Origin of the sequence: Polaromonas jejuensis NBRC 106434, assembly GCF_001598235.1 — a bacterium.
In the GTDB taxonomy this organism is placed as follows: Bacteria; Pseudomonadota; Gammaproteobacteria; order Burkholderiales; family Burkholderiaceae_C; genus Polaromonas; species Polaromonas jejuensis.
Genome location: NZ_BCYO01000005.1, coordinates 1 through 24,709, shown reverse-complemented (window position 1 = coordinate 24,709; position 24,709 = coordinate 1). Strand labels below are relative to the sequence as shown.

27 protein-coding genes are annotated in these 24,709 nt (G+C 63.8%); 14 read left to right on the top strand and 13 right to left on the bottom strand.

Going from position 1 to position 24,709, the window contains the following annotated elements:
* Positions 1-9: 9 nt before the first annotated feature.
* From soxY to PJE01S_RS07705, 7 genes are all read right to left on the bottom strand, one after another.
* Positions 10-477 carry a thiosulfate oxidation carrier protein SoxY gene (gene soxY, locus PJE01S_RS07735; protein WP_068832591.1) on the bottom strand — a complete coding sequence of 156 codons (468 nt, stop codon included), beginning with the start codon at positions 475-477 and terminating at the stop codon, positions 10-12.
* Positions 478-616: 139 nt separating this feature from the next.
* On the bottom strand, positions 617-1,771 hold the full coding sequence (locus PJE01S_RS07730; RefSeq protein ID WP_174548528.1) for a c-type cytochrome: 1,155 nt from the start codon (positions 1,769-1,771) through the stop codon (positions 617-619).
* Entirely contained in the window at positions 1,758-3,098 is a 1,341-nt protein-coding gene (gene soxC, locus PJE01S_RS07725) for a sulfite dehydrogenase (RefSeq protein ID WP_068832590.1), read from the bottom strand. The genes PJE01S_RS07730 and soxC overlap by 14 nt, the downstream gene beginning before the upstream one ends.
* A gap of 33 nt (positions 3,099-3,131) precedes the next feature.
* Positions 3,132-3,515 carry an ArsR/SmtB family transcription factor gene (locus PJE01S_RS07720; protein WP_068832589.1) on the bottom strand — a complete coding sequence of 128 codons (384 nt, stop codon included), beginning with the start codon at positions 3,513-3,515 and terminating at the stop codon, positions 3,132-3,134.
* 182 nt (positions 3,516-3,697) lie between these two features.
* Positions 3,698-4,732 carry an XdhC family protein gene (locus PJE01S_RS07715; protein WP_068832588.1) on the bottom strand — a complete coding sequence of 345 codons (1,035 nt, stop codon included), beginning with the start codon at positions 4,730-4,732 and terminating at the stop codon, positions 3,698-3,700.
* A 31-nt stretch (positions 4,733-4,763) separates the two neighbouring features.
* Complete coding sequence (locus tag PJE01S_RS07710) at positions 4,764-6,704, bottom strand: propionate--CoA ligase (protein ID WP_084389420.1); 1,941 nt, start codon at positions 6,702-6,704, stop codon at positions 4,764-4,766.
* Positions 6,705-7,118: 414 nt separating this feature from the next.
* Positions 7,119-8,456: an MFS transporter gene (locus PJE01S_RS07705; protein WP_084389419.1), complete on the bottom strand. Its 1,338-nt coding sequence runs from the start codon at positions 8,454-8,456 to the stop codon at positions 7,119-7,121.
* Positions 8,457-8,613: 157 nt separating this feature from the next.
* On the opposite strand from PJE01S_RS07705, the gene cyoA reads away from it, so the two are divergent.
* From cyoA to PJE01S_RS07650, 11 genes are all read left to right on the top strand, one after another.
* Positions 8,614-9,693, top strand: coding sequence for a ubiquinol oxidase subunit II (gene cyoA / locus PJE01S_RS07700; protein WP_068832585.1), 1,080 nt, complete (start codon positions 8,614-8,616; stop codon positions 9,691-9,693).
* Between the two features lie 86 nt (positions 9,694-9,779).
* Positions 9,780-11,783, top strand: a complete 2,004-nt coding sequence (cyoB, locus tag PJE01S_RS07695; RefSeq protein WP_068832584.1) for a cytochrome o ubiquinol oxidase subunit I — start codon at positions 9,780-9,782, stop codon at positions 11,781-11,783.
* The gene (gene cyoC, locus PJE01S_RS07690; protein ID WP_068832583.1) at positions 11,776-12,417 is read left to right on the top strand and encodes a cytochrome o ubiquinol oxidase subunit III; all 642 of its coding nucleotides are present in this window, start codon (positions 11,776-11,778) and stop codon (positions 12,415-12,417) included. The genes cyoB and cyoC overlap by 8 nt, the downstream gene beginning before the upstream one ends.
* A complete protein-coding gene (cyoD, locus tag PJE01S_RS07685) occupies positions 12,414-12,836 on the top strand; it encodes a cytochrome o ubiquinol oxidase subunit IV (RefSeq protein WP_068832582.1) in 423 nt (140 codons plus the stop codon). Before cyoC ends, cyoD begins: the two co-directional genes overlap by 4 nt.
* A 26-nt stretch (positions 12,837-12,862) precedes the next feature.
* Complete coding sequence (locus PJE01S_RS07680) at positions 12,863-13,681, top strand: SURF1 family protein (RefSeq protein ID WP_068832581.1); 819 nt, start codon at positions 12,863-12,865, stop codon at positions 13,679-13,681.
* Positions 13,644-15,014: an ATP-binding protein gene (locus PJE01S_RS07675; RefSeq protein ID WP_377372439.1), complete on the top strand. Its 1,371-nt coding sequence runs from the start codon at positions 13,644-13,646 to the stop codon at positions 15,012-15,014. The genes PJE01S_RS07680 and PJE01S_RS07675 overlap by 38 nt, the downstream gene beginning before the upstream one ends.
* A complete protein-coding gene (locus tag PJE01S_RS07670; protein ID WP_068832579.1) occupies positions 15,004-15,540 on the top strand; it encodes a response regulator transcription factor in 537 nt (178 codons plus the stop codon). Before PJE01S_RS07675 ends, PJE01S_RS07670 begins: the two co-directional genes overlap by 11 nt.
* A 354-nt stretch (positions 15,541-15,894) precedes the next feature.
* A complete protein-coding gene (locus PJE01S_RS07665) occupies positions 15,895-16,164 on the top strand; it encodes a MoaD/ThiS family protein (protein WP_068832578.1) in 270 nt (89 codons plus the stop codon).
* Between the two features lie 58 nt (positions 16,165-16,222).
* Complete coding sequence (locus tag PJE01S_RS07660; protein WP_068832577.1) at positions 16,223-17,332, top strand: WD40/YVTN/BNR-like repeat-containing protein; 1,110 nt, start codon at positions 16,223-16,225, stop codon at positions 17,330-17,332.
* Entirely contained in the window at positions 17,325-17,747 is a 423-nt protein-coding gene (locus PJE01S_RS07655) for a DUF1810 domain-containing protein (protein ID WP_068832576.1), read from the top strand. Before PJE01S_RS07660 ends, PJE01S_RS07655 begins: the two co-directional genes overlap by 8 nt.
* A 78-nt stretch (positions 17,748-17,825) precedes the next feature.
* Positions 17,826-18,227: a VOC family protein gene (locus tag PJE01S_RS07650; RefSeq protein WP_068832900.1), complete on the top strand. Its 402-nt coding sequence runs from the start codon at positions 17,826-17,828 to the stop codon at positions 18,225-18,227.
* Between the two features lie 7 nt (positions 18,228-18,234).
* Here PJE01S_RS07650 and PJE01S_RS07645 read toward each other — a convergent pair whose 3' ends face one another.
* Positions 18,235-18,909: a protein-L-isoaspartate(D-aspartate) O-methyltransferase gene (locus PJE01S_RS07645; protein ID WP_068832575.1), complete on the bottom strand. Its 675-nt coding sequence runs from the start codon at positions 18,907-18,909 to the stop codon at positions 18,235-18,237.
* A 228-nt stretch (positions 18,910-19,137) separates the two neighbouring features.
* Here PJE01S_RS07645 and PJE01S_RS07640 point away from each other — a divergent pair, with 228 nt between their 5' ends.
* Positions 19,138-19,734 (top strand): 2OG-Fe(II) oxygenase family protein, encoded by a 597-nt coding sequence (locus PJE01S_RS07640; RefSeq protein ID WP_245660674.1) that lies wholly within the window; start codon positions 19,138-19,140, stop codon positions 19,732-19,734.
* Positions 19,735-19,766: 32 nt separating this feature from the next.
* On the opposite strand, the gene PJE01S_RS26150 is transcribed toward PJE01S_RS07640, so the two are convergent.
* The 4 genes from PJE01S_RS26150 to PJE01S_RS07625 form a co-directional block, all read right to left on the bottom strand.
* Positions 19,767-19,898, bottom strand: a complete 132-nt coding sequence (locus tag PJE01S_RS26150) for a hypothetical protein (protein ID WP_281178578.1) — start codon at positions 19,896-19,898, stop codon at positions 19,767-19,769.
* A 9-nt stretch (positions 19,899-19,907) separates the two neighbouring features.
* Entirely contained in the window at positions 19,908-20,591 is a 684-nt protein-coding gene (locus tag PJE01S_RS07635) for a methyltransferase (protein ID WP_068832573.1), read from the bottom strand.
* Positions 20,592-20,633: 42 nt separating this feature from the next.
* A complete protein-coding gene (locus PJE01S_RS07630; RefSeq protein WP_068832572.1) occupies positions 20,634-21,116 on the bottom strand; it encodes a tetratricopeptide repeat protein in 483 nt (160 codons plus the stop codon).
* Between the two features lie 276 nt (positions 21,117-21,392).
* Positions 21,393-22,067, bottom strand: coding sequence for a TetR/AcrR family transcriptional regulator (locus tag PJE01S_RS07625; protein ID WP_068832571.1), 675 nt, complete (start codon positions 22,065-22,067; stop codon positions 21,393-21,395).
* 132 nt (positions 22,068-22,199) lie between these two features.
* On the opposite strand from PJE01S_RS07625, the gene PJE01S_RS07620 reads away from it, so the two are divergent.
* Positions 22,200-23,537, top strand: a complete 1,338-nt coding sequence (locus PJE01S_RS07620) for an MFS transporter (RefSeq protein ID WP_157090260.1) — start codon at positions 22,200-22,202, stop codon at positions 23,535-23,537.
* Positions 23,538-23,562: 25 nt separating this feature from the next.
* Positions 23,563-24,396 (top strand): shikimate dehydrogenase family protein, encoded by an 834-nt coding sequence (locus PJE01S_RS07615; protein ID WP_068832570.1) that lies wholly within the window; start codon positions 23,563-23,565, stop codon positions 24,394-24,396.
* 35 nt (positions 24,397-24,431) lie between these two features.
* Here PJE01S_RS07615 and PJE01S_RS26145 read toward each other — a convergent pair whose 3' ends face one another.
* On the bottom strand, positions 24,432-24,563 hold the full coding sequence (locus tag PJE01S_RS26145) for a hypothetical protein (protein ID WP_281178577.1): 132 nt from the start codon (positions 24,561-24,563) through the stop codon (positions 24,432-24,434).
* Positions 24,564-24,709 lie beyond the last annotated feature (146 nt).

Sequence of the window (24,709 nt, the reverse complement as noted above, 5' to 3'; positions counted from 1 at the left end):
GGCGGCGAATCAACCGCCACAGCCTCCGAGGGTGACCTTCACTTCCTTGACGGCATAAAAGAATTTGTCGCCCACCTTGGCCAGCGCATAGACATTGGACGACTGGCCCATCTTGAGGTTGGTGGACACGCTGGCGTCGGTGCCGGCCGGGATGTCAAACAGGGCGGCCAGTGCACTCGGGTTCTTCTCCACCACCAGGGCGATCTGCGCGGTGTTGGCCAGGTTGCTCTGGGCGCCCACGCGCACCACGTTGCCGTTTTCGGCGATTTCGGGGGCTTGCAGCACCAGCTCCTTGCTTTCAAGCGGCGCACTGGTGGCGCCCAGGGCTTTGGCGACATCGGCCAGCGACTTGCTTTCAAATGCCACTTTGTTCCAGCCCGGCGCATTTTCCGCGTGAGCCGGTGCCAAACCCGAGGCCGCCGCCAATGCCAGCGCCGTGGCGCTTGAACTGCTGGCCAAAAATTCACGACGTTCCATGCTTGAACTCCTTTTTTATATCACTTGAATATCTTGAAAATCGAACGCTATTGAACCCAGAAAGCCACGGCAGCGAAAGAGTAGTTCTCCCAACAGGGCCTCACCCGTGCACCGCATTGCGGCCGTGCCATGAGGCGAATTATTGCTTGGCTCCTTGCGCCAGCCACTGGGCCAGCTGCGCGGATTCGGCCGGGCTCAACGCCTGGGCAGGCATGGGAATCCCGCCCCAAACACCTTGTCCACCGGACCTGATTTTGCCCGAGAGGTAGTTCACCGCGTCGGCGTGGCTCTTATATTTACTGGCTATATCCCGGAAGGATGGGCCCACCAGCTTGCTGTCCATGCCGTGGCAGGCCACGCAGGCATTCTTTTGCAGCAGCGCCATGACCGAGTCCGTGGTCGCTTCTTTTTCAGGAGCAGCTTGCGCCCGCGCCGCCTGGGCTGCAGCCTTGTCTGTCTCGTTGGAAGCAATGGCTTGGCTGTCGGTCCGGATGCCGCGGCTGGGCCCCACCAGGCGCGACTGGTCGGCCAGATTGCCGTGCGCGTTGCGCGCATAGTCGGGCAAAAAGCTCTTGATCACGACTTCTGCCCTGCAGTTGCTCATGCAGGCCGATCCCTGCACATCGGGTTTGGCTATGCCGCCCAGCTCCTTGCCCGGCCACAGGGCATGCGCGGTGCTCATGCCATTGCGGTTGGGCAGGCGGGCCTGCACCTCGCGAATATTGCTGTCCGACAGCGTGAAGTCCGCCGGCAGGATGTTGCCCAGGTTCAGGATGTAGGCGGTGACGGCATAGACATCGTCGGCCGACAGGCTTTTCGGCGCGTTCCAGGGCATGGCCCGGTGGATGTAGTCCCACAGGGTGGACAGCGTGGAGACCTTCATCAGGGTCGTGCGGTTGGGCTGGTTGGCGCCCGGCATCAGGCTGTCGACACGGCCGTTTTTCATGTCCTGGGGCGTCACGCCCCCCGCGATCGGCGTGAACACGTCGGACGATTCGGCAAACGTGCCGTGGCAGGAGGCGCATTGGGCCTCCCACAAGACCTCGCCCTGCTGAACGCTTCCCCTGCCCTTGGGCAGGCCCTTGAAATCGGGGCGCACATCGATGTCCCAGGCCTTGATCTCTGCAGGCGTGGCCGTGCGGCCCAGGCGCATGAGCGCGGCGCGCTTGCCGGCAGAGGACTCGGCCATTTTCTGGCCTGCCGTGCCTTGCGCATGGCTGGCGTCGGCACCCAGCAAGCACAGGCAGGCCAGGAGGATGGGCTTGGACCACAGCAGCGACTTAGACCTGGACATTTTTCACCTCGCCGTTTTCTTCCAGCGACCACGACTGAATGGCGTTGTTGTGATAAATGCTGCGCGAGGCGCGCACCTTGCGCAGGTCCGCATAGGTCGGCTGGATCTGCCCGGTTTCATCCACCGCGCGGCTCTGGAAAATGGCGGCTTGGCCGTCCCAGACAAAGTCGGCATTGAAGCGCGTGAGGCATTTGGCCAGCACCGGCCCTTCCAGCCGGGCGGGCCTCCAGTTGCGGCCGCCATCCGTGGAGACGTCCACGCGCCTGATCCTGCCGCGGCCGCTCCAGGCCAGGCCGGTGATGTTGTGAAAGCCTTTTTGCAGCAAGACCTGGCCGCCGCTGGGCGAGGTGACCACACTCTTGACTTCCTGGATGCTGGTGTACTGGCGGTGCGTGCCGTCGGGCATCAGGTCCACATAGTGAATGGTTTCGTCCTTGGTGCCATAGGGCATGTCGCCGACTTCGATGCGCCGCAAGTACTTGACCCAGCTCACGCCCTGCACGCCCGGCACGACCAGGCGCAGCGGGTAGCCGTTTTCGGGGCGCAGCATTTCGCCGTTCTGGCCATAGGCCACCAGCACCTCGCCGCTCATGATCAGGCTCATGGGAATGGTGCGCGTCATGCTGGAGCCATCGGCGCCTTCGGCCAGAATGAACCTGGCGCGCTTGAAGTCCACCCCGCACAGCTCCAGAATGGCGCGCAGAGGCACGCCGGTGAATTCGCTGCAGCTGAGCATGCCGTGGGTGTACTGCACCGTGGGCACGGCGGCATTGCCCCACTCCATGCCGGTGTTGGCGCCGCATTCGATGAAGTGCATGCGGCTGACATGGGGCATGCGCATCAGCTCGTCCATGCTGAAGACCATGGGACGCTTGAGCATGGACGCGTCGGAGCCATTGACCATGAGGCGGTGCTTGCCAGGATCGATGTCCCACCAGCCCTGGTGATGGCGCTCGAAGTGCAGACCGCTGGGCGTGATGATGCCGAACAGGCCCTGCAGCGGGCAAAAGCTCACACTGCCCTGGCCCACGCGCGTCAAACCCGGGCTTTCCCGGCGCTGCAGGTTTTTTTCAAACTCGCTGGGCAGGCCGTAAGGCCTGGCCGCCACGGGCTGGCCCAGGCCCTTGCTGTGTGCGGGCAGATTCAGGATGTTGGGGTCGCCGGCGCCCTCCTGGGCCGTGGCCTGCCCGGCCGCCACCGCGCCGGCCCCCGCCGCTGCGGCCGCCAGCGCGTTGGCCAAAAAGCCCCGGCGTCCGGCGCGCACATCCTGTATTTGCGCCCGCGTGAGAAAGTTCTCCGGCGCGCGTTGTATGAAGCGACTCAGCATGTCAACCGGTCTCCGTTCAAGCGTTTTTGTTTGTCAGGCGTCTTGGGTGCTGGATGCGGGGGACAAACGCTCGGCGGCCGACACCGCGTCCGGCTCATCGAGCTCAATCGCAATCTGGGTGCACACGGCGCGGCACAGCGCCACCGCCTTTTCGCTTTGCACGCGGTAAATCACCTGCGTGCCTTCCTTGCGCTTGGCCAGCACGCCGGTGCGGTACAGCACGGCCAGGTGCTGCGACAGATTGGGTTGCGTCGTGTCGATTTCCGCCAGCAGTTCGTTGACGGATTTTTCGCGCTCGCACAGGGCGCTCAGCACGCGCAGCCGCATGGGCGTGGCCAGCACGGCGAAGAGCTCGGCGGCCAGCTCGAACACCCGCCCTCTTTCGGCCTGGCCGCTGGCCTGGATCATCTTTTCCATAAGAGACTTCTAATATAAGAATATGTTGATATTGTTTCGATGAATCCGCCAGGGCGACACCGTAAATACCCTTGCCTGGGGCCCCGCCCGGAATCAGGCAGGCATGAACTGCGGCGCCAAGCCGCTATCAAATCAAGAGCATGCTGCGCCCGTTGCTAATTGGCTGTAGGCACTTTCAAGCCTCAAACAGGTTTTTCCCCGCCGGCCAACGCACCCGTTTCCCCACCGGGCGTCAAGCCGGCGTCCGCCTTGGCCTCGGCGATGCGCATCGCGCGCGGCAAGGCCACGGCGTTTTTCACCGCCGTCAATTCGGCAAGAATCGAGATGGCGATTTCAGGCGGCGTCTTGCTGCCGATATACAGGCCAATCGGGCCATGCAGCTTGTCCAGTTGCCCGGCCGTCAGGCCGAAATGTTCGGCCAGGCGTTCGCGGCGGCGCTGGTTGTTAAGCCGCGAGCCGATGGCGCCCACATAAAACGCGTCCGAGCGCAGGGCTTCCATGAGCACCATGTCATCCAGCTTGGGATCGTGCGTGAGCGCCATCACCGCGCTGCGGGCGTCCAGCCTCATGGCCCGCACCACGTCGTCGGGCATGCCGGTGGCCAGCTCCACGCCCGGCACGCGCCATGCATTGCGGTATTTCTCGCGCGGATCGCACAGCGTCACGGCGTAGTCCATGCCCTGGGCGATCTGCGCCACGAAGCGCGACAGCTGTCCTGCGCCAATGATCAGCAGCCGCCAGCGCGGGCCGTGCAAAGTCACCAGCGCGGCGTCCGAAACCTGCAGGGACTGGCCGGGCAAGGCCGGGCCGAGCGTGACATCGCCGGTGCGCAGGTCAAGGTGTCGGGCCAGCAGCTCGCCGGCTTGCACGCGCTGCAACAATTCGCCAATGCGGCTGTGGGCCGACAGGGGTTCCATCGCCAGCGCTATCGTGCCGCCGCACGGCAGGCCAAAGCGGTAGGCCTCGCCGGCCGTCATGCCGTAAGTCACGATCGCCGGTTGCGCACGGCTCAGGCCTTCGCGGCGGGCGCGCTCCATCAGGTCGTCTTCAATGCAGCCGCCCGATACCGATCCGATCACCCGCCCATCCTCACAAAGCGCCAGCATGGAGCCTGGCGGCCGCGGGCTGGAACCCCAGGTCTTGAGCACCGTGACCAGCTCGCAGCGCAGGCCCGCGGACAGCCACTGCGCGGCGACTTCGAGGTCGATGTTGTCCATGCGGGCGGCTCGGGCCTTGGCGCGATGGCGCTTACGCGGCGGCGACCTGATCCCGGATCTGCTGCAGGGCAGCCGGATCGTCCATGGTCGTCAGGTCGCCCGCGTCGCGGCCCTCGCAAACCGCCTGAATCGCGCGGCGCAGCAGCTTGCCGCTGCGGGTCTTGGGCAGGGCCGTCACAAAGCGGACGCGGGCCGGCCGCGCCACCGCACCCAGGTCGCTGTCCACGCGCTTCATGATCTCGCCTTCGAGCTTGAGCGACGCCGCGTTGTCATGCAGCACACCCGAGTCCTTGGGCACCACAAAGGCCATGGCGACCTGCCCCTTCAGCGCATCGGCCACACCGACCACAGCCACCTCGGCCACCTGCGCGTGGCCGGAAATGCTTTCCTCGATCTCGCGCGTGCCCAGGCGGTGGCCCGCCACGTTGATCACGTCGTCGGTGCGGCCCAGGATGAAGTAATAGCCATCCTTGTCGCGTATGCCCCAGTCAAAGGTGCTGTAAACCGTCTTGCCCGGCAGCGTCTTCCAGTAGGTGTTGACGAAGCGGGCATCATCCTGCCACACGGTTTGCATGAAGCCGGGTGGCGTCGGGCCTTCCAGCACCACCACGCCCTTTTCGCCGGGCCGGGTCAGTTCTTCGCCGGTGGATTCATGCAGCAGCTTGACCTTGTAGCCGTACATCGGAACGCCGGGGCTGCCAAACCTGCCGGGCTTTTTTTCGATGCCGTTGGCAATGGCCAGGATGGGCCAGCCGCTTTCGGTTTGCCAGTAGTTGTCGATGATGGGCACATTCAGGCCCTCGCTGATCCAGCGCGCCGTGGGTTCGTCCAGCGGCTCGCCGGCCAGAAACAGCGCGCGCAGGCTGGACAGGTCGTATTTTTTCAGCAGCGCCGGGTCCTGCTTTTTCAGCACCCGCACCGCCGTGGGCGCGCTGAACATGCCGGTGACCTTGTACTTTTCGACCAGGCTCCACCAGATCGCGCCGTCGGGCTGGCCGTCCATGCCCTGCGTCGGCAGGCCCTCGTACAGGATGGTGGCCATGCCGGCGATCAGCGGGCCATAGACGATGTAGCTGTGGCCCACCACCCAGCCAATATCGCTGGTTGAAAAAAAGGTTTCGCCGGCCCGGCCATCAAAAATATGTTTCATGCTGGCCGCCAGGGCCACCGCGTAACCCCCGGTGTCGCGCTGCACGCCCTTGGGCTTGCCGGTGGTGCCGCTGGTGTAGATGGTGTAGCTGATGGCGGTCGAGTCCAGCCATTCGCAGGGCACCTGCGCGTCGAAGTGCTTTTCGCGCAGCTTGGCCCACAAATGGTCGCGGCCCGCCACCAGCGCCATGGGGGCCAGCTGGCGATCGGCCAGCAACACCGCATCGGGTTGGTGGCTGGACAAACGGATCGCCTCGTCCAGCAGCGGCTTGTAGGCCACCACCTTGCCGCCGCGCGAGCCGGCATCGGCGCTCACGATCACCTTGGGCGCAGCATCGTCGATGCGCGAGGCCAGCGAGCCGCTGGCAAAACCGCCAAACACCACACAGTGGATGGCTCCAATGCGCGCGCAGGCCAGCATGGCAAAGGCCGCCTCGGCCATCATGGGCATGTAGATCAGCACGCGATCGCCCTTTTGCACGCCCAGCGCCTGCAGGCTTGCCGCCATGCGCTGGACTTCAGCCAGCAGCTGACGGAAGGTATAGGTTTTCTCCTGGCGGGTTTCGCTAGACACGCAAATCAGGGCGGCCTGATCGGCCCTATCCTGCAGGTGCCGGTCCACCGCGTTGTGGCACAGGTTGGTCAGCCCGCCCTCAAACCAGTGCACAAAGGGCGGCTTGTCGTCATTGCAGACCCGGTCAAAGGGCTTGTGCCAGTCGATCAGTTGGGCCTGCCCGGCCCAGAAGACATCGGGCTGGTCTATGGACTGGCGGTAAAACTCGGCGTAGCTGCTCATGTCTTGTCTCCTGTGGCGGCGGCTCATTGGCCAGTGATGGGCGAATTTTGGGCGAAATTGAATTCTTAATTATGGATAACGGGCTTGCGGCTGGCTGACGGAAACAAGCGGGCATGGCATGAGGCCGGCTGCCACTATCAAATAAATAGCAGCCTGCGCCCGCGTCTGTTGGGCTATAGCCACTTTTAACTCAATAAATCCCGGATTCAGGTCGGCCATGCAAAGCGGAGCCATTCTGGGGACGCAAATGAGCATCCAGCCCAATTTTTACGGGCGCAAGCAGCTATCAAATTTGCAGCAAGCGGTCAGCACGGGCGTCCACGTTGAGCGCCTGCATGTCGCCATGAAGCGCCTCCGCAGGCTTGAAGAACGCCGACCCACGCGAGTCCCAAGCCCATGACCCGCGATGCAGGCGGCTCACCGCCGCGGTGGGGCGGCCAGTCAGTCCCGGATTTCCAGTACCTTGTTGACACGCAGTGCCGCCAAGGTGCACACCGCCCCCGAGAGCAGGTAGACGCTGACAGCGGCGAGCCCGAAGTGGGCGGACAGGCCAAGCGCCACCAGGGGTGCGAAGGCGGCCCCAATGAGCCAGGCGAGGTCGGAGGTGAGCGCGGCGCCGGTGTAGCGGTATTTGGCCTCGAAATTGGCTGTCACGGCACCCGCGGCCTGGCCGTAAGACAAGCCGAGCAGCGCAAACCCGAGCAGGATGAACACATCCTGTCCGAGCGGGCCACCATCCAGCAGCAGGGGTGCGAACAGGCTGAAAACCCCGATGAGGCAGGCGAGTATGCCCAGCGTACTGCGCCGGCCTATGCGGTCGGCGATCCATCCGGAGGCGATGACGCCCGGAATCGCGATCACCGCGCCAATGATCTGAACGACAAGAACGTCGTTGACGGGTTGCGTCGAGTAGAGGGCGAACCAGGACAAGGGAAAAACGGTCACGAGATGGAACAGCGCATAGCTGGCCAGCGCCGCAAAAGCGCCTATCAGCAGGTTGCTTCCGCGTGCCCGGACCAGCTCGACGACGTTGGCCGGTTCCAGTTCATGTTTTTTCAGCAGCCGCTCATACTCGTCGGTCAACACCAGCCGCAGGCGGGCGAACAGCGCCACGACATTGATGGCGAAGGCCACGTAAAACGGATAGCGCCAGCCCCAACTCAGGAAATCCGCCGTCGAAAGGCTGGCGTGCAGGTAGAGGAACAAGCCGCTGGCCACGATGAAGCCGATAGGCGCACCCAGCTGCGGGATCATGGCATACCAACCCCGGCGCTTGGGCGGTGCGCTGAGCGCCAGCAGGGAAGGCAAACCGTCCCAGGAGCCGCCCAAGGCGATGCCCTGACAGAAGCGCAAGATCGACAGCAGCACGATGGACGCGGCGCCCAAGGTGGCGTAGCCCGGTAAAAAAGACATGCTCACCGTGGAAACACCGAGCAGGAACAGGGCGCCCCCCAATTTGACGCCACGCCCCCAGCGACGCTGGATGGCCATGAAGGCAACCGAACCCAGCGGCCGGGCCAGGAAGGCAAACGAAAAGATGACAAAGGCGTACAGCGTTCCTTCGAGGCGCGCCTCGAAGGGGAAAAACACCGAGGGAAAGACCAGCACCGAGGCGATGCCGTAGACAAAGAAGTCGAAGTACTCGGACGCCCGGCCAATGATCACGCCGACAGCGATCTCACTGGGCGCCACCGTGGACGAATCGTCCGTATGACGTTCCCGGCGTGACGACGGGGCTTGCAACAAAGACGCTGGATGGCTCTGACCAAGGCTTGACATAAGGCTTACCTCGCAATACGACAGGTTGACGACATGGGCGCCAGCAGGCGCGCCCGTACAGACATCATGCCATAGGACAAAATGTCCAATTGCCTTGGCACGGGACAAAAGTTTACATTCGGGAAACCCTTGATTGACACCCCATTCCCTGTCCCGCATGCCATTCTTAAAAAATCTTCGCGGCCTGCTCCTCTTTCCGGCCATCGCCCTGCTCGGCGGCTGCAAAGCGGTGCTCATGAGCCCGTCCGGCGATATCGCCATGCAGCAGCGCGATCTCATCCTCATCTCCACGGTGTTGATGCTGCTGGTCATCGTGCCGGTGATCGTGCTGACCTTTGTCTTTGCATGGCGTTATCGCAAGGCCAACAACCGCTCCGACTACGACCCCGAATGGCATCACTCCACGCAGCTGGAGCTGGTGATCTGGACGGTTCCACTGCTGATCATCATCGTCCTGGGGGCCATCACCTGGATCAGTACCCACAAGCTGGACCCTTACCGTCCACTGGACCGCATCGATGCCCAGCGCCCGATTCCCGCCGACAGCCAACCGCTGGTCGTCGAGGTGGTTGCGCTGGACTGGAAATGGCTCTTCATTTATCCCGAGCAAGGCATTGCGCTGGTCAATGAAATGGCCGCACCGGTGGACAGGCCCATCCAATTCAAGATCACCGCCTCCTCGGTGATGAACTCCTTCTTCATCCCCGCCCTGGCCGGCCAGGTTTATGCCATGCCCGGCATGCAAACCCAGTTGCACGCCGTGATCAACAAGCCTGGCGAGTTTGAGGGTGTGTCGGCCAACTACAGCGGCGCCGGCTTCTCCGGCATGCACTTCAAGTTCCACGGCCTGAATGACGGTGACTTCGATCAATGGGTGAAAAAGGTCAAGGCCAGCGGCCAGTCCCTGAGCCGCGACAGCTATCTGCAGCTCGAAAAACCCAGCGAACGCCACCCCGTGCAGCGCTATGCCACAGTGGCGCCCGACCTCTACGATGCCATCGTCAACCGCTGCGTTGAAAACAACAAGATGTGCATGAACGACATGATGGCGATTGACGCCAAGGGCGGACTGGGCAAGCCCGGCACCGTCAACACCGCCTCGCTCGACGGCGCCACGCGCAGCCGCCTGGGCCTTGACGACCAACCCGTGCGCAGCTATGTCGGCGCGATGTGCAGCCCCGGCAACCCCCTGGGATTGCCGCTGCCCGCCACGCAAGCGGACACGCAGCCCATCTAGCGGCCCCCTTCCACCAGGCCTCAGCCGCCCTCCCCCTTTCGGGCCTTACGTCCCATGCTCCTTCATTTTTCCCTTACGGACCCACGATGTTCGACCAACTCGATTTAACGAAGCTCATCTTCGGCCGCCTCACCTGGGAGGCGATTCCCCTGCATGAACCGATACTGCTGGCCACCTTTGCGGCGGTCATCCTCGGGGGTCTGGCGGTTGTCGGCGCCCTGACCTATTTCAAGCTCTGGGGCTACCTCTGGCGTGAATGGCTCACCAGCATAGACCACAAAAAAATCGGCATCATGTATTGCATCCTGGGCCTGGTGATGCTGCTGCGCGGCTTTGCCGATGCGCTCATGATGCGCCTGCAGCAGGCCATGGCTTTCGGTGACTCCCTCGGCTACCTGCCGCCGCACCACTACGACCAGATCTTCACCGCGCACGGCGTGATCATGATCTTCTTCGTGGCCATGCCCCTGGTGACCGGGCTGATGAACTACGTCGTGCCGCTGCAAATCGGCGCCCGCGACGTGGCCTTCCCTTTCCTGAACAACTTCAGCTTCTGGATGACCACCAGCGGCGCCGTGCTGGTGATGATGTCGCTGTTTGTGGGCGAATTCGCCCGCACCGGCTGGCTCGCCTACCCGCCGCTGTCCGGCATCATCAACAGCCCGGATGTGGGGGTGGACTACTACATATGGTCGCTCCAGCTGGCGGGGGTCGGCACCCTGCTCTCGGGCATCAACCTGCTGGCCACCATCGTCAAGATGCGCGCGCCCGGCATGAGCATGATGAAGATGCCGGTGTTCACCTGGACCTCGCTGTGCACCAACGTGCTGATCGTGGCCGCCTTCCCGGTGCTGACCGCCGTTTTGGGCATGCTCTCGCTGGACCGCTACGTCGGCAGCAATTTCTTCACCACCGAATTCGGCGGCAACGCCATGATGTACGTGAACCTGATCTGGATCTGGGGCCACCCCGAGGTCTACATCCTGATCCTGCCCCTCTTCGGTGTGTTCTCCGAAGTCGTCGCCACCTACAGCCGCAAGCGCCTGTTCGGCTACTCCTCCATGGTGTATGCCACGCTGGCGATCACCATCCTGTCCTACCTGGTGTGGCTGCATCACTTCTTCACCATGGGCTCGGGGGCCAGCGTCAACTCCTTCTTCGGCATCACGACCATGATCATCTCGATCCCGACCGGGGCGAAGATCTTCAACTGGCTGTTCACCATGTACCGCGGCCGCATCACTTTTGATGTGCCCATGATGTGGACCCTTGGCTTCATGGTCACCTTCGTGATCGGCGGCATGACGGGCGTGCTGCTGGCCGTGCCACCGGCTGACTTTGTGCTGCACAACAGCCTGTTCCTGATTGCCCACTTCCACAACGTGATCATTGGCGGCGTGCTGTTCGGCCTGTTTGCCGGCATCACCTACTGGTTCCCCAAGGCCTTTGGCTACAAGCTCGACCCGTTCTGGGGCAAATGCTCGTTCTGGTTCTGGCTCATCGGCTTTTACCTGGCCTTCATGCCGCTGTATGTGCTGGGCTTCATGGGCGTGACGCGCCGCGTCAGCCACTTCGAAGATCCTTCGCTGCAAATCTGGTTCCAGATCGCCGCCTTCGGCGCCGTGCTGATCGCGCTCGGCATTGCCTCCATGCTGATCCAGTTCGTGGTCAGCTACATCCGCCGCGACGCGCTGCGCGACAACACCGGCGACCCATGGGACGGCCGCACGCTGGAGTGGTCCACCTCTTCACCGCCTCCCGCCTACAACTTCGCTTTCACGCCCGTGGTGCACGACAGCGATGCCTGGTGGGACATGAAGAAGCACGGCTATGTGCGTCCATTGGAAGGCTTCATCCCCATCCACATGCCCAAGAACACGGCCGCCGGCGTGGTCATTGCGGCGATCTGCACGGTCTGCGGTTTTGCCCTGATCTGGCATATGTGGGCGCTGGCCGTGGTGTCTTTTGTCGCCATCGTCGCCGCCGCCATCATTCACTCGTTCAACTACAAGCGTGATTACCATATTCCGGCGGAAGAAGTCGTCCGCGTTGAAGGCGATCGCACACGACTCCTGGCCAGCCATGTTTAACACGACCACCCCCTTGCCCCTGCGCGCCGTGAGCGCGCCCGACAGCCAGCGCTTTTACCTGACAGCAGAGCATCACCCCGAAAACGGCACGCTGCTCGGCTTCTGGCTCTACCTGATGAGCGACTGCCTCATCTTTGCCTGCCTGTTCGCGGCCTATGCCGTGCTGGGCCGCAGCTATGCGGCCGGTCCCTCGGGCGCCGACCTGTTCGATCTGCCGCTGGTGGCGGTGAACACCTCGCTGCTGCTGCTGTCCTCCATCACCTATGGCTTTGCCATGCTGGAGATGCAAAGGAAAAAGCTGCGTCCGGTGCTCATCTGGCTGGCCATCACCGGCTTGCTGGGCGCGGGCTTCATCGGCCTGGAGCTCTATGAGTTCATGCACCTGATCCACGAAGGCGCGGGCCCGCAACGCAGCGCCTTCCTGACGTCCTTCTTCGCGCTGGTCGGCACACATGGCCTGCACGTCACGTTCGGCATCGTCTGGCTGATCACCTTGATGTTCCAGCTCAAACGCCACGGGCTGGGCCTTGAAAACCGCCGGCGCCTGATGTGCCTGTCCATGTTCTGGCACTTTCTGGACGTGGTCTGGATTGGCGTCTTCACCTTTGTTTACCTGATGGGAGTGTTGCCATGAGCGCGCCTACCGACCACAAGGCCAGCGCGCATGATGCGCATGGCCACCATGATGGCCATGACGACCACGGGCACGAGGATGGCGGCGCCAGCCACAGCACGCTCAAGGGCTATGTGACGGGCTTCATCCTCGCGGTGCTGCTCACCGCCATCCCCTTCTGGCTGGTGATGGGCAAGGTCTTCAACTCCTCCAGCGTCACCGCCATGGTGTTGCTGGGCCTTGCCGCCGTGCAGATCGTGGTGCACATGATCTACTTCCTGCACATGAACACCCGCTCCGAAGGCGGTTGGTCCCTGCTGGCATTGCTCTTCACCATTGTGATTGTCGTGATCGCGCTGAGCGGTTCCATTTGGGTCATGTACCACATGAACGTCAACATGATGCCGATGTCCATCCACGACATGAAGAACATGCCCTGAGCCGCAGCACGGCTCTCAACACCCCCATGGCCAGTCGCGCGCCACGCTCCACCGCCGCCTGTCTCGCGCTGGCCCTCATTGCCGCCCTGCTTTTTGCGGGCTTCCTCGCCCTCGGCCTGTGGCAGCTTGAGCGCCGCGCCTGGAAGCTGGACCTCATCGCCCGCGTCGACCAGCGCGTGCATGCGCCCGCGGCCCCTCTCGCCCATCTTCCCCCCGTGGCCCAATGGCCACACATCACCGCCGCCAGCGACGAATACCGCCACCTGCAGGTCAGCGGCCATTTCCTGAATGATCGCGAAACCCTGGTCCAGGCCGTGACCGACCTGGGCAGCGGCTTCTGGGTGCTGACCCCGCTGCAACTCCCCGATGGCCAGACGCTGCTGGTCAACCGCGGCTTTGTCCCGCCCGAGGCGCGCGCACGGGCCACCCGCAGCGCGACCGAAAGCGAGGCCGAAGTCACGCTCTCCGGCCTGCTGCGCCTGAGCGAGCCCGGCGGCGGCTTTCTGCGCCACAACGACCCCGCGGCCAACCGCTGGTACTCGCGCGATGTGCAGGCCATTGCCCAGGCGCGCGGCCTGGGCCAGGTCGCCCCCTTCTTTCTCGACGCCGACGCACCGGCCCAGGGCCGATCCAGCGCCGCCCCGGCCTGGCCGGTGAGCGGTTTGACCGTCATCACCTTTCACAATCAGCATGCGGTGTACGCCCTGACCTGGTTCGGCCTGGCGCTCATGGTGCTCGGCGCCAGCACGCTGGTCGTGCGCGAGGAGCGCCAGCGCCGCCGCAAACGCATGGGGGACAATACAGGCCATGTCGACCGCGAAACCGAAGATGCCAGGCCAGACTGAGGCCAGGAACAACGCAGCAAGCCCTCAACCCGTGCAAAGCGGGCTCGACCGTCTGGACGACGCCACCGGTCTGAAAAACATGCTGCAGCTGATCCAGCTGCGCTGGATCGCCGTGATCGGCCAACTGGCCACCATTGCCATCGTGCAGTTCGGCTTTGGCATCCAGCTGCCGCTGGACCCGATGCTGAAGGTGCTGGGCGGCCTGGTGCTGTTCAATGTCATCAGCCTGCTGCGCTGGCGCACCCAGCGCAAGGTCAGCAACAGCGAGATGTTTTTTGCCTTGCTGGTGGACGTGGCCATGCTGACCGCGCAGCTCTACCTCAGCGGCGGCGCGACCAATCCCTTTACCTTTTTGTACCTGCTGCAGGTCGCACTGGGTGCGGTGCTGCTGCAGGCCTGGTCGGTCTGGGCCATGGTCGCCATCACCACCGCCTGCCTTGTCGGCGTGGCCATTTTCGGCAAGCCGCTGGCGCTGCCACTTGATCTCGAAAATGGATTCTCCAGTCCGCACATGCAAGGCATCCTGGTCTGTTTTGTCCTTAACGCGGCCTTGCTCGTGACCTTCATCACACGCATCAGCCGCAACCTGCGCGAGCGCGATGCGCGTCTGGCCAGCCTGCGCCAGCGCGCGGCGGAGGAAGAGCACATCGTGCGCATGGGCCTGCTGGCTTCGGGTGCGGCGCACGAGCTGGGCACGCCGCTTTCCACACTGGCGGTGATCCTGGGAGACTGGCAGCGTATGCCCCCATTCACGGCCGACCCCGAACTGCAGCAGGAAATCGGCGAGATGCAGGCCCAGGTCCTGCGCTGCAAAACCATCGTGAGCGGCATCCTGCTGTCGGCCGGCGAAGCGCGTGGCGAATCATTGACGAGGACGTCGATCTGCACCTTCCTGGACGATCTGGCCGAAGAATGGCGCTCCACGCGTTCCGTCGCATCTTTCTCTTACGAGAACGGTGTGCTTCAGGATCTGCCCATGGTGTCCGACTCGGCCCTCAAGCAGATGATTGGCAATGTGTTGGACAATGCGCTCGAGGCCTCGCCAGGCTGGGTCGGCCTTAAGGCAACGCGCGATGCCGACACCTTGACGCTGACGGTCACGGACGCAGGGCCCGGCTTTGCGCCCGGGATGCTGGCGCATCTCGGCAAACCTTACCAGTCAAGCAAAGGGCGCACAGGGGGTGGCCTGGGGCTGTTTCTTGTCGTCAACGTGGCCCGCACGCTCGGCGGCAGCGTCACGGCACGCAACCGCTCCGGAGGCGGCGCCATCGTGACGATCACCCTGCCGCTGGCAGCCATCACTCTCGGGAAGAATGAAAGACATGGAAGCTGAACGCCTGTTGCTCATCGTCGAGGACGATGCGGCCTTCGCCCGCACCCTCAGCCGCTCTTTCGAACGCCGGGGTTATTCGGTGGTGCTCGCCTCAAGCCTGGACGCGGTCGCCACACTCCTGCAGAGCCATTCACCGGCTTACGCGGTCGTGGACCTGAAACTGAACGGTGACGCGTCGGGCCTGGCCTGTGTGCAGACCTTGCATACCCACGATCCGGACATGCAGATCGTGGTTCTGACCGGTTTCGCCAGCATCGCCACGGCGGTCGAGGCCATCAAGCTCGGCGCCTGCCATTACCTGGCCAAGCCGTCCAACACCGACGACATCGAGGCCGCTTTCGGCCGCGCCTCAGGCAATGCCGAGGTGGAGCTGACCAACCGGTCCAGCTCCATCAAAACCCTGGAGTGGGAACGCATCCACCAGACCCTCGCAGAGACCGACTTCAACATTTCCGAAGCGGCGCGCCGATTGGGCATGCACAGACGCACGCTGGCGCGAAAACTCGAGAAGCAGCGTGTCAAATAGTTTGCGCCTGCCTCATTGCGCTCCCCATTGAGTCCCTCTGATCGCTATCAGATCAATAGCTGCTCGTGCCCATTCCCATTGGCCTGTAGCCACTTTCTTCATTGAAGCCGAAGTGAATTGAAATCCGCGCCAAGGCGCGTCAACCAGGCCCTGCCCTGTCGGCCGGCTCAGCACGAACAGCTTGAGCGAAAGGTAGTGGCGTTTGACGCGAACGAGCACCAACGAGCACCCCAAAAGCGTCAATGTTGCAATGTGTACCCTGGCCCTGCAGCCACTTGACGACGCCAAACCGGCGCCAGACAATTTTCGGATGTTTCCAAGCCTTCTGTCCGGTGCCCAGCCACCGCTTCGCTGATGGTTGCCGTGGAATTCGCCCCCAGCCTGCGCCGCCATGTGGCCTGCGCACCGCAGTCGGTTGCGCCGGGCAGCCTGCGTGAGGTGCTGGAGGCCGCGCTGAAAGCGGCGCCCGAACTGGCGCACTATGTCTTTGACGACCAGCGCGCGGTGCGCAAGCATGTGGCCGTGTTCGTCAACCGCCAGATGGTGCTGGACCGCAGCCATTTGAACCAGCCCTTGAAGCCGGGGGATCGCGTGCTGGTGATCCAGGCCCTGACCGGCGGCTGAAGCCTGAACGGGACGGCCGCTTTCGCACCAGTTACATCAGACATCGCAAGGAGTCATCATGCACACACTGCTGGCCGGCAGCCGCAAGGGTTTGTTTGTCATCCGTGGCGAAGGCGCGCGCTGGGACATCCAGTCGCATCACTTTGCTGGCGACCCGGTCAGCCAGGTGCTGGCCGACCCGCGCGACGGCGCCTGGTACGCCGCGCTGCGCATGGGGCATTTCGGCGTCAAGCTGCGCAAAAGCCAGGACCAGGGCGCGAGCTGGCAAGAGATCGCCGCGCCCGCCTTTCCAGTTAAACCCGAGCAGGGGCCCTGGGCCGACGACCCGACACCCTGGAACGTGGACCTGATCTGGACACTGGCCGCCGGCGGCACCGACCAGCCCGGCACGCTATGGGCCGGCTGCATGCCCGCGGGCCTGTTCAAGTCCGAAGACGGCGGAGCCAGCTGGACGCTGAACACCGCCCTGTGGGAAGAGCCCAGGCGCAAGGGCTGGTTTGGCGGCGGCTACGACCACCCGGGCATTCACTCGGTGCTGGTGGACCCGCGCGATGCCCGGCACCTGACCGTGGCGGTCTCATCCGGCGGCGTCTGGCAAACGCGCGATGGCGGCGCCACCTGGGCGCTCACGGCGGGCGGCATGAGGGCCGACTACATGCCCGAAGAAGGCGCGTATGACGAAAACATCCAGGACGTGCACCGCCTGGTGCAGTGCCCGGCCCAGCCTGATGTGCTGTGGGTGCAGCACCATTGCGGCATCTACCGCTCAAGCGACGGCGCGAAGACCTGGCAGGCCATTGCCGCGCCCAAGCCCTCGGGCTTTGGCTTTGCCGTGGCATGCGACCCGCACAACCCGCAGCGCGCCTGGTTCGTGCCGGCACAGGCCGACTCTGTGCGCGTGCCGGTCGATGGCCGGATGGTGGTCACCCGCACCGACGACGGCGGCGCCAGCTTTCAGGTGCTGGCCGAGGGCCTGCCGCAGCGCCAGGCCTACCACCTGGTCTACCGCCACGCGCTGGACGTCACGAACGACGGCCAGACCCTGGCCATGGCCTCCACCACCGGCGGGCTCTGGCTCAGCGCCAACGCCGGCGAAGCCTGGCATTGCCTGTCGCGCGATTTGCCGCCGCTGGCAGCGCTGCAGTTTGTGGAAACGCCCCATGCCTGATCCTTACGACTTGCAGCGTTTCGTAGAGGCGCAAGACCCTCTCTATCCGCAGGTCTGCGCCGAACTGGCGGCCGGTGCCAAAACCAGCCACTGGATGTGGTTTGTGTTTCCGCAGCTGAAGGCGCTGGGCCGCAGCGCCACCGCGCAGCATTTCGGCATCGCGTCCAGGGCCGAGGCGCTGGCCTACTGGCAGCACCCTGTGCTGGGGCCGCGGCTGAAAGAATGCAGCGAACTGGTCGTGGCCATCGACGGCAGGACGGCGCAGCAGATCTTCCGCTCGCCGGATGATCTCAAGTTCCGCTCGTGCATGACCCTGTTTGCACAGGTGGCACTGGAAGAGCCGATATTTAACCGGGCGCTGGCCAAGTATTTCGGCGGGGAAGGCGATGCGGGGACGCTTGCGCTGCTGGCGTAGCCGTGAGGCCCTTGGCTAACACCAAGGTCTTCCATGGCGGGTGATCGCCGCGCCATTTGCCTGATTTCGGGGAGCACCATGTCCATTCAGCTGAATCACACGATTGTTCCGGCCCGCGATCCACGGGCCTCCGCGGCCTTCCTGGCGGAAATGCTCGACCGTCCGGCGCCCGTCATCTTCGGCCCGTTCCACGGCGTCGAGCTCGACAACGGCGTCACGCTCGACTTCATACGCGACGATGGCCACTTTCCTGTGATGCACTACGCCTTCCTGGTGAGCGAGGACGAGTTCGACCAAATCTTCGGCCGCATCCGCGAACGCGGGCTGACCTACTGGGCCGATCCCGGCCAGCGCCGGCCTGGTGAGATCAACCACGGCGACGGCGGCCGCGGCGTCTACTGGGACGATCCGGACGGCCACCGGCTGGAGATACTCACCCGCCCTTACGGAAGTGGCAGCACTAGCAGCAGCGGCGGCTGACCCGGCATCAGCCAGGCTCGGCATCCTCAAGCAGCGAGAACCGCACGGGCAGGATCTCCCGGGTCGATACCGTACCGTCGGCGTCCTTCTCGAGCAGGATGAGTTGCTGCCCATCGGGCAGACCGGCGGGTATCACCATCTTGCCGCCGGCTTTCAGCTGGTAGATCAGCGGTGTCGGGATCAGCTCGGGCGCCGCCGTGACCAGCACCTTGTCGAAGGGCGCGTGTTCGGGCCAGCCAGCGCAGCCGTTGCCTATCCTGATGCTGACATTCGTATGCCCCTGCCGGGCCAGCCTTTGCCTGGCCTGCATGGCCAACTCTTCAATGATTTCCATGGTGTAGACATGCTGCGCGAGTTCCGCCAGGATGGCGGTCTGGTAACCCATCCCCGTGCCTATCTCCAGTACCGTGTCGGTCGGGTGCAGGTCGAGCAGGTCGGTCATCACCGCAACGATGAAGGGCTGCGAGATCGTCTTCTCGAAGCCGCTTGGCAGGGGCATGTCGGCGTAGGCGTAAGGCCGCAGTTCAAGCAGCACGAACTCGTGGCGCGGCACCTTGGCCATGGCGTTCATGACCTGCGGATCCAGCGCCGCTTTGCCCAGGCGCGCGCTGTCATAAATCGTCTTGGCGGCGATTTCCGCAAGCATGCTCTGGCGCAGCGCCGAGAAATCCGGTTCGGTCATGGTGCCTTCTGAAGGAAGTGGCACAAGCTCTACAAGCTCTTTATCCTACGCCCGCCCCAGGGGTGAGTGCAAGGCCCTGAATGGCATGCGCAAGCGCATCGCGCGTCGCGGCTGAACTGACTATGATGAAACGCGGGCAAGCAGCAATGGCCGTGGCCGGTTCTTCGGGAGCGTTGACCCATGGGCAAAAACAGTCGTCAGTGGTCAGAATCATCGGAAGTGATTTCGATGTTTCCCAGCCTGGTCTGGAAGACCCAGATCGAGCCGGGCCTGCGTGATGCCATGCGCGCGAAAATCCTGGCGGCGCTGGCCGACATGAGGCGCGACGCGCCCCCGCTGGCGCCTGGCCAGGGGTGGCAATCGGGACAGGATTTGCACCAAAACGGGGCCATGCGCGAGCTCGTCGTGTGCATAGACCACTGCGCGGCGGGAGTCCTGCGATTCCTGTGCATAGGCACGGCGGACTACGAGATCACAGGCTGCTGGGCCACCGTTTTGGCGCCCGGCGCCTCCCACAAGCTGCACAGCCACCCCAATAATTTTCTCAGCGGGGTTTACTACGTCCGCACCGGCGAAGGCGCCGACACCATCAATTTCCACGATCCCAGGAAACAGGCCAGCGTCATCAGGCCGCCGGTCACCGAACTCACGGCGCAGAACACCGATCAAGTGGTGGTCCGCGTGCGCGAGGGCACGCTGCTCCTGTTCCCCGCCTACCTGGAGCACTCTGTCGATGCCAACGCAAGCGCCGACGAGAGAGTCAGCATCAGCTTCAATCTGATGTTCTCCTCGTTCGCGCAGCAGCTCAGCAAGCCGCTGTGGTGATGGCGCCCGGGAGCACCCGGGTGGAGGTCTGTTCACCGGGAGCGGCGATAGCGGCCCAGCCATGCCGCGGCGCGGCGCAAGCCGGCCCACACGAGGACGATCGCGAGCGGTACCCCCCAGAAAACCAGGGGGTCATAGAAGTACTGGGCCAGTTGATCCAGCATAGGGGGCCATCACCCCGCCCGTCGCGGCCAGAACCGCGGGCAAAAGGCCCCTACCCTGGCCCGATAGCGCAGATAGTCCTCGCCGAAAACCCTGACCAGACGCCGTTCCTCATAAAGGCTTCCGGCCAGCATATAAATCACATACATGGCCGTGTACACGAGGTTGTTCAGCGAGGGCCCGCTGGTCAGCAGGAACACCAGGCCGCCCACCAGCATCGGGTGGCGCACCCAGGCATAGACGCCGGTGGTCACCAGGCGCTGCGAGCCGAAGAGGGCCATGGACGGAGCGAGCGCCGGCCCCGCGGCCCGGTTGGCGAGCATACGCAGGCCGTGCCAGGCCTGCTTCAGGCCAAGGAACTCAAGGTAGTCGCTCTGGAGGAACGCCGCATACAGCAGGCCAATCGATCCAAGATGGATGGCCGTGAGGACCTGCCAGAGCCATTCGGGGTAGATGAACAACCAGACATCGTTTTCGGCGTGCCGACCCCAAAGGAGCGCCGCCACGCCGCCATAGAGCGCAGCCAGGCTCAGGGCGCAATAGACGAGGCGCCAGAAATGCTCGACGAAAAAAGGGCTGGTCCAGCGGGCCAAGGCGTTCTTCAGCGGCTCATGCGCGCCGATGGAATGCAGCACGGCGAACAAGCTGAAGGCGATGAGCGCGGCCCCGTAATTTTCAAGCAGCGAAGCCATCATCGATGCCCTCATCGAAGGCGCGCGCCGCCGCCCGGTGCTCGCTCAGTTCTTCGACTGCGTCGCCTGGCTGGCCGTAACGGCCTTGTTCAAGTCGTCGTATTCCGAACAGCCTGTCGGGCACAGGCCATGAAGTTTCGCGAGCTGTTCGCGGGCCTTGCCCATGTCACCCAGGTCCAGGTACAGCTCACCCATGTATTCGAGCGCGCCCTTATGGTTGGGGTTGAGCGCCAAGGCCTTCTGGTAGGCGGCCAGGGACTCGTCGAAATGCTTGAGCTTGCGCTGGCTGAAACCGATGTAATTCCAGGCATCGGCGTTGCGCGGGTCGGCCTGAGCCACTTTCTGGAACAGGGGCAGCGCGCGCTGGAAATCGCGGGCCTGGACGGCCTTCACGCCCTGCTCGTAATCGTTCGCATGGGCTGCCGGGGCCGCCGGTGGTGGTCGGGATGTGCTGGGCGAACCTGCCGCCATCACGGCGGGAGAAAGGGCGAGGGTCAGGACGCCCGCCCACAAAGACTTGCTGGACATGGGATTCTCCTGCAAAGTTAATCCGGTTGCCGTCACGGGACGATCTGCGCATGCATGACGGCTGCTGACACTCTACGCTTGGGCGCTGGCACTGTCAAAACGCAGCCTTGCCAACCCTTCTACAAACTCCAGGCGAATGGCCTGGCTGAGCGGTACTGGAATCCGCCCCCCTATTACCGCCGCTACTACCGTCAACTGTTCTCAGCGTTTTGCGTACTTGAGGTGCGTCACCTTGGTCGCCGCAACCGTCCGTGCATGGTCCCGACCACACTAGCGCTACCTCCGGACGAAGCGCACGATCATCTCGACAATGCTGTCACGCCTTGCCCGCAGCGCCGCGGGCGCCGCCAGGTCGCGCCCGAAGATCAGCGAGAACGTGTGCCTGTTCGCCACGCTGAAAAAGCACAGCGCCGAGATCGACATATGCAGATCGATGGGGTCTATGCCCTGGCGAAACACCTTGGCCTGCACGCCGCGCTGGTAGACCCGTTCCACGGCATTGATGGCCGGCACGTTCAGTTGCTGGATCGTCTTGCTTTGCGCGAGGTACTCGCCCCGATGGATGTTCTCCGTCATCACCAGGCGGATGAAGTCCTCGTTGTCCTGCTGGTAGTCGAAGGTGAATGCCACCAGTTTGCGCAGCGCATCCTCGGGTGCGAGGTCTTCAAGGTGCAGCTGGGTCTCGATGTCGCGGATGCGCTGGTATGACGCTTCCAGCACGGCCAGGTACAGCCCCTCCTTGCTGCCGAAATGGTAGTAAATCATGCGCTTGCTGGTGCGGGTGGCGGCCGCGATCTCGTCGATGCGCGCACCGCTCAAGCCCTTGTCGGCGAACTCTGCGGTGGCGACTTTCAGGATGTCCGCCATGGAGCGTTCGGCGTCATAGGTCCGGGGCGCGGTTTTGCGCGCAGCACCCGTTTCGGAGCTTTGTGGCTGTACCAGTTCGTTCATTTTTACAGCGTATCACGACATCCATGCAATTACATTCCTTGTGAATAAGGGTTTATACCGATGAATGAAAGCGAACTAGTTAGTACATTTATATCGGACGGCCACTTTCAGAGCCGCATCATGGAGACATCAATGAAGCCAGGATCCCACGCCCCAGCTGATCATTCGCAGCCCGAGCGCAGCCCGAAAAAGGCCGCGTTCGCGAGCTGGATTGGCAGCGCGGTCGAGTATTACGACTTTTTCATATACGGAACCGCCGCGGCGCTTGTTTTCGGCAAGATATTCTTCCCGTCGGTCGACCCCAAGCTCGCCAACATGGCGGCGTTCGCCACCTTCGGGGTGGCCTACATCGCGCGCCCCTTCGGCGCTTTCATCCTGGGCCACGTCGGTGACAAGTTCGGGCGCAAGAAGGTGCTCACCTTCACGCTGCTGCTGATGGGCGTATCGACCTTCCTCGTAGGCGCACTGCCAAGCTACGATCAAATCGGCATCGCCGCACCCATCATGCTCGTCATCCTGCGTCTGCTGCAAGGCATCTCGGCCTCAGGCGAGCAGGCCGGCGCGAACTCGATGACGCTGGAGCATGCGCCGGCGCATCGGCGCGCCTTTTTCACCAGCTTCACGCTGTCGGGCACGCAGGCCGGGCTGATCCTGGCCACGCTGGTCTTCATCCCGGTCTCGGCGCTGCCCGAAGATCAACTGCTGTCTTGGGGCTGGCGCATCCCGTTCTTCCTCAGTGCCGTGGTCGTCGCGGTTGGATTCTGGGTGCGCCGCTCGCTGCCGGAAACGCCGGCGTTCAAGCAGGAAGAGAAGCAGCACGTGACCCCCAAGCTACCGGTGGTCGAGCTGTTCAGCCGGCACACCGGCGATGTGCTGCGCGTCATCTTCGCGGCGCTGGTGTCGGTGGTCAGCACCATCTTCAGCGTGTTCACGCTGTCGTATGCGGTGAACACCATGCATCTGCCGCGCGCCACCATGCTCACCATGCTGGTGCTGGCCAATGTTGTGGCGCTGGCCGCGATCCCGCTCTGGGCGGCGCTGTCGGACCGCATCGGACGCCGCCCGGTGTTCGTGATCGGTGCACTCGGCTCGGCCGCGCTGATCTGGCCCTATATATGGGCGATCGCCAGCGCCGACATGACGCTCATTTTCACTTTCGGCCTGTTGCTGTCCGGCGTTGTCTACAGCGCAGCCAACGGCGTCTGGCCGGCGCTCTACGGCGAGATGTTCGACACCCGGGTTCGCCTGTCCGGCATGGCCATCGGCACGCAGATCGGCTTCGCGCTCGGCGGCTTTGCGCCTGCCATCAGCGCAGCCCTGCTCGGCGAGGGCCCAACCGGCTGGGTGCCCGTGGCGCTGTTCACCACCGCCACCAGCGTGGTCGCCGCGCTGTCGGCCTGGTCAGCGCGCGAAACCTACGACGTGCCGATGGAGCTGCTGGGCAAGAAGCCGCAAGTTGTTGCAGCCTGATACCAAAAACCAAGGAAATACCACCATGATCACGGGCAAGACCACGCTCATCGCCCATCTGGGCTATCCGACCGAGGCGTTCAAGGCGCCGATGATCTACAACCCCTGGTTCGAGCGTCAGAACATCGATGCTGTCGTGGTCCCTATGGGCGTGAAGCCCGAGGACTACCCGGCGACCTTGGCCGCTCTGGCCCGGCTGACCAACCTGCGCGGTGCGCTCGTGACGATGCCGCACAAGATCACGACGCTCTCGCTGGCCGACGCGGTCACCCCCACCGCGCGCATTGCGGGCGCATGCAACGCGCTGCTCAAGCGAGCCGACGGCACGCTGCTCGGCGACCAGTTCGATGGGGCGGGCTTCGTGCGCGGCGCCCAGCAAAAAGGACGCCGCATCGCTGGTGCGCGCGTACTGGTGGTCGGCTGCGGTGGCGTCGGCTCGGCGATTGCGGCGTCGCTGGCTGCGGCTGGGGCGGCCGCGATCAGCCTGTTCGACAACCACGCCGCCGCCGCCGACGCGCTGCGCGAGCGGCTCATGCAACACTATCCGGACCTGCTTGTGCGCACCGCATGGAACGACCCGGCCGGCCATGACATCGTGGTCAACGCGACGCCGCTGGGCATGAAGGACGGCGACCCGCTACCGCTGGATGTGGAGCGCATCGACCCGCAGGCCCTTGTGGGCGAGGTGGTGATGAAGGCCGAGTACACACCGCTGCTGCGGGCCGCCAGGGCCAGGGGCTGCGAAGTGCAGGTCGGCACCGACATGCTGTTCGAGATGATTCCGGCCTACCTCGAGTTCTTCGGCTTCGGCAGTGCGACCGCGGACGAGCTGCGCGCGGTGTCGCAGATCAGGTATTGAGGCCCACTGCCCTGCGCAGATCCATGGCCACCGCGTCAATGAGCGGCAACTTGCGCCAGAAGACCGAGACGATCGCCGCCGATTCCGAGAGGGTTCTGGATGCTCTGGCTGGGACCGGCGACAAAGCCGTCTAGCGACATGGAGATTTTGAAGCGCAGCTTGGACATGTCTTGACTCCCTGGAATGGGTGGTCGCCCGCTGGGGTTGCCACCTGCCGTGAGGTTTACAGCGCTGGACGACCCGCTGTGGGTCCGTCGGCCGAACGCCGGCGTTCGGGGGCGCCGAGCGCGCGGCGCGAAGGCGTCCCGTGGAA

Excerpts from the sequence above, each read along its gene's own strand:
- soxY (WP_068832591.1), bottom strand. The coding sequence starts at position 477 with ATGGAACGTCGTGAATTTTTGGCCAGCAGTTCAAGCGCCACGGCGCTG.
- PJE01S_RS07730 (WP_174548528.1), bottom strand. The coding sequence starts at position 1,771 with ATGTCCAGGTCTAAGTCGCTGCTGTGGTCCAAGCCCATCCTCCTGGCC.
- soxC (WP_068832590.1), bottom strand. The coding sequence starts at position 3,098 with ATGCTGAGTCGCTTCATACAACGCGCGCCGGAGAACTTTCTCACGCGG.
- PJE01S_RS07720 (WP_068832589.1), bottom strand. The coding sequence starts at position 3,515 with ATGGAAAAGATGATCCAGGCCAGCGGCCAGGCCGAAAGAGGGCGGGTG.
- PJE01S_RS07715 (WP_068832588.1), bottom strand. The coding sequence starts at position 4,732 with ATGGACAACATCGACCTCGAAGTCGCCGCGCAGTGGCTGTCCGCGGGC.
- PJE01S_RS07710 (WP_084389420.1), bottom strand. The coding sequence starts at position 6,704 with ATGAGCCGCCGCCACAGGAGACAAGACATGAGCAGCTACGCCGAGTTT.
- PJE01S_RS07705 (WP_084389419.1), bottom strand. The coding sequence starts at position 8,456 with ATGTCAAGCCTTGGTCAGAGCCATCCAGCGTCTTTGTTGCAAGCCCCG.
- cyoA (WP_068832585.1), top strand. The coding sequence starts at position 8,614 with ATGCCATTCTTAAAAAATCTTCGCGGCCTGCTCCTCTTTCCGGCCATC.
- cyoB (WP_068832584.1), top strand. The coding sequence starts at position 9,780 with ATGTTCGACCAACTCGATTTAACGAAGCTCATCTTCGGCCGCCTCACC.
- cyoC (WP_068832583.1), top strand. The coding sequence starts at position 11,776 with ATGTTTAACACGACCACCCCCTTGCCCCTGCGCGCCGTGAGCGCGCCC.
- cyoD (WP_068832582.1), top strand. The coding sequence starts at position 12,414 with ATGAGCGCGCCTACCGACCACAAGGCCAGCGCGCATGATGCGCATGGC.
- PJE01S_RS07680 (WP_068832581.1), top strand. The coding sequence starts at position 12,863 with ATGGCCAGTCGCGCGCCACGCTCCACCGCCGCCTGTCTCGCGCTGGCC.
- PJE01S_RS07675 (WP_377372439.1), top strand. The coding sequence starts at position 13,644 with ATGTCGACCGCGAAACCGAAGATGCCAGGCCAGACTGAGGCCAGGAAC.
- PJE01S_RS07670 (WP_068832579.1), top strand. The coding sequence starts at position 15,004 with ATGGAAGCTGAACGCCTGTTGCTCATCGTCGAGGACGATGCGGCCTTC.
- PJE01S_RS07665 (WP_068832578.1), top strand. The coding sequence starts at position 15,895 with ATGGTTGCCGTGGAATTCGCCCCCAGCCTGCGCCGCCATGTGGCCTGC.
- PJE01S_RS07660 (WP_068832577.1), top strand. The coding sequence starts at position 16,223 with ATGCACACACTGCTGGCCGGCAGCCGCAAGGGTTTGTTTGTCATCCGT.
- PJE01S_RS07655 (WP_068832576.1), top strand. The coding sequence starts at position 17,325 with ATGCCTGATCCTTACGACTTGCAGCGTTTCGTAGAGGCGCAAGACCCT.
- PJE01S_RS07650 (WP_068832900.1), top strand. The coding sequence starts at position 17,826 with ATGTCCATTCAGCTGAATCACACGATTGTTCCGGCCCGCGATCCACGG.
- PJE01S_RS07645 (WP_068832575.1), bottom strand. The coding sequence starts at position 18,909 with ATGACCGAACCGGATTTCTCGGCGCTGCGCCAGAGCATGCTTGCGGAA.
- PJE01S_RS07640 (WP_245660674.1), top strand. The coding sequence starts at position 19,138 with ATGTTTCCCAGCCTGGTCTGGAAGACCCAGATCGAGCCGGGCCTGCGT.
- PJE01S_RS26150 (WP_281178578.1), bottom strand. The coding sequence starts at position 19,898 with ATGCTGGATCAACTGGCCCAGTACTTCTATGACCCCCTGGTTTTCTGG.
- PJE01S_RS07635 (WP_068832573.1), bottom strand. The coding sequence starts at position 20,591 with ATGATGGCTTCGCTGCTTGAAAATTACGGGGCCGCGCTCATCGCCTTC.
- PJE01S_RS07630 (WP_068832572.1), bottom strand. The coding sequence starts at position 21,116 with ATGTCCAGCAAGTCTTTGTGGGCGGGCGTCCTGACCCTCGCCCTTTCT.
- PJE01S_RS07625 (WP_068832571.1), bottom strand. The coding sequence starts at position 22,067 with ATGAACGAACTGGTACAGCCACAAAGCTCCGAAACGGGTGCTGCGCGC.
- PJE01S_RS07620 (WP_157090260.1), top strand. The coding sequence starts at position 22,200 with ATGAAGCCAGGATCCCACGCCCCAGCTGATCATTCGCAGCCCGAGCGC.
- PJE01S_RS07615 (WP_068832570.1), top strand. The coding sequence starts at position 23,563 with ATGATCACGGGCAAGACCACGCTCATCGCCCATCTGGGCTATCCGACC.
- PJE01S_RS26145 (WP_281178577.1), bottom strand. The coding sequence starts at position 24,563 with ATGTCCAAGCTGCGCTTCAAAATCTCCATGTCGCTAGACGGCTTTGTC.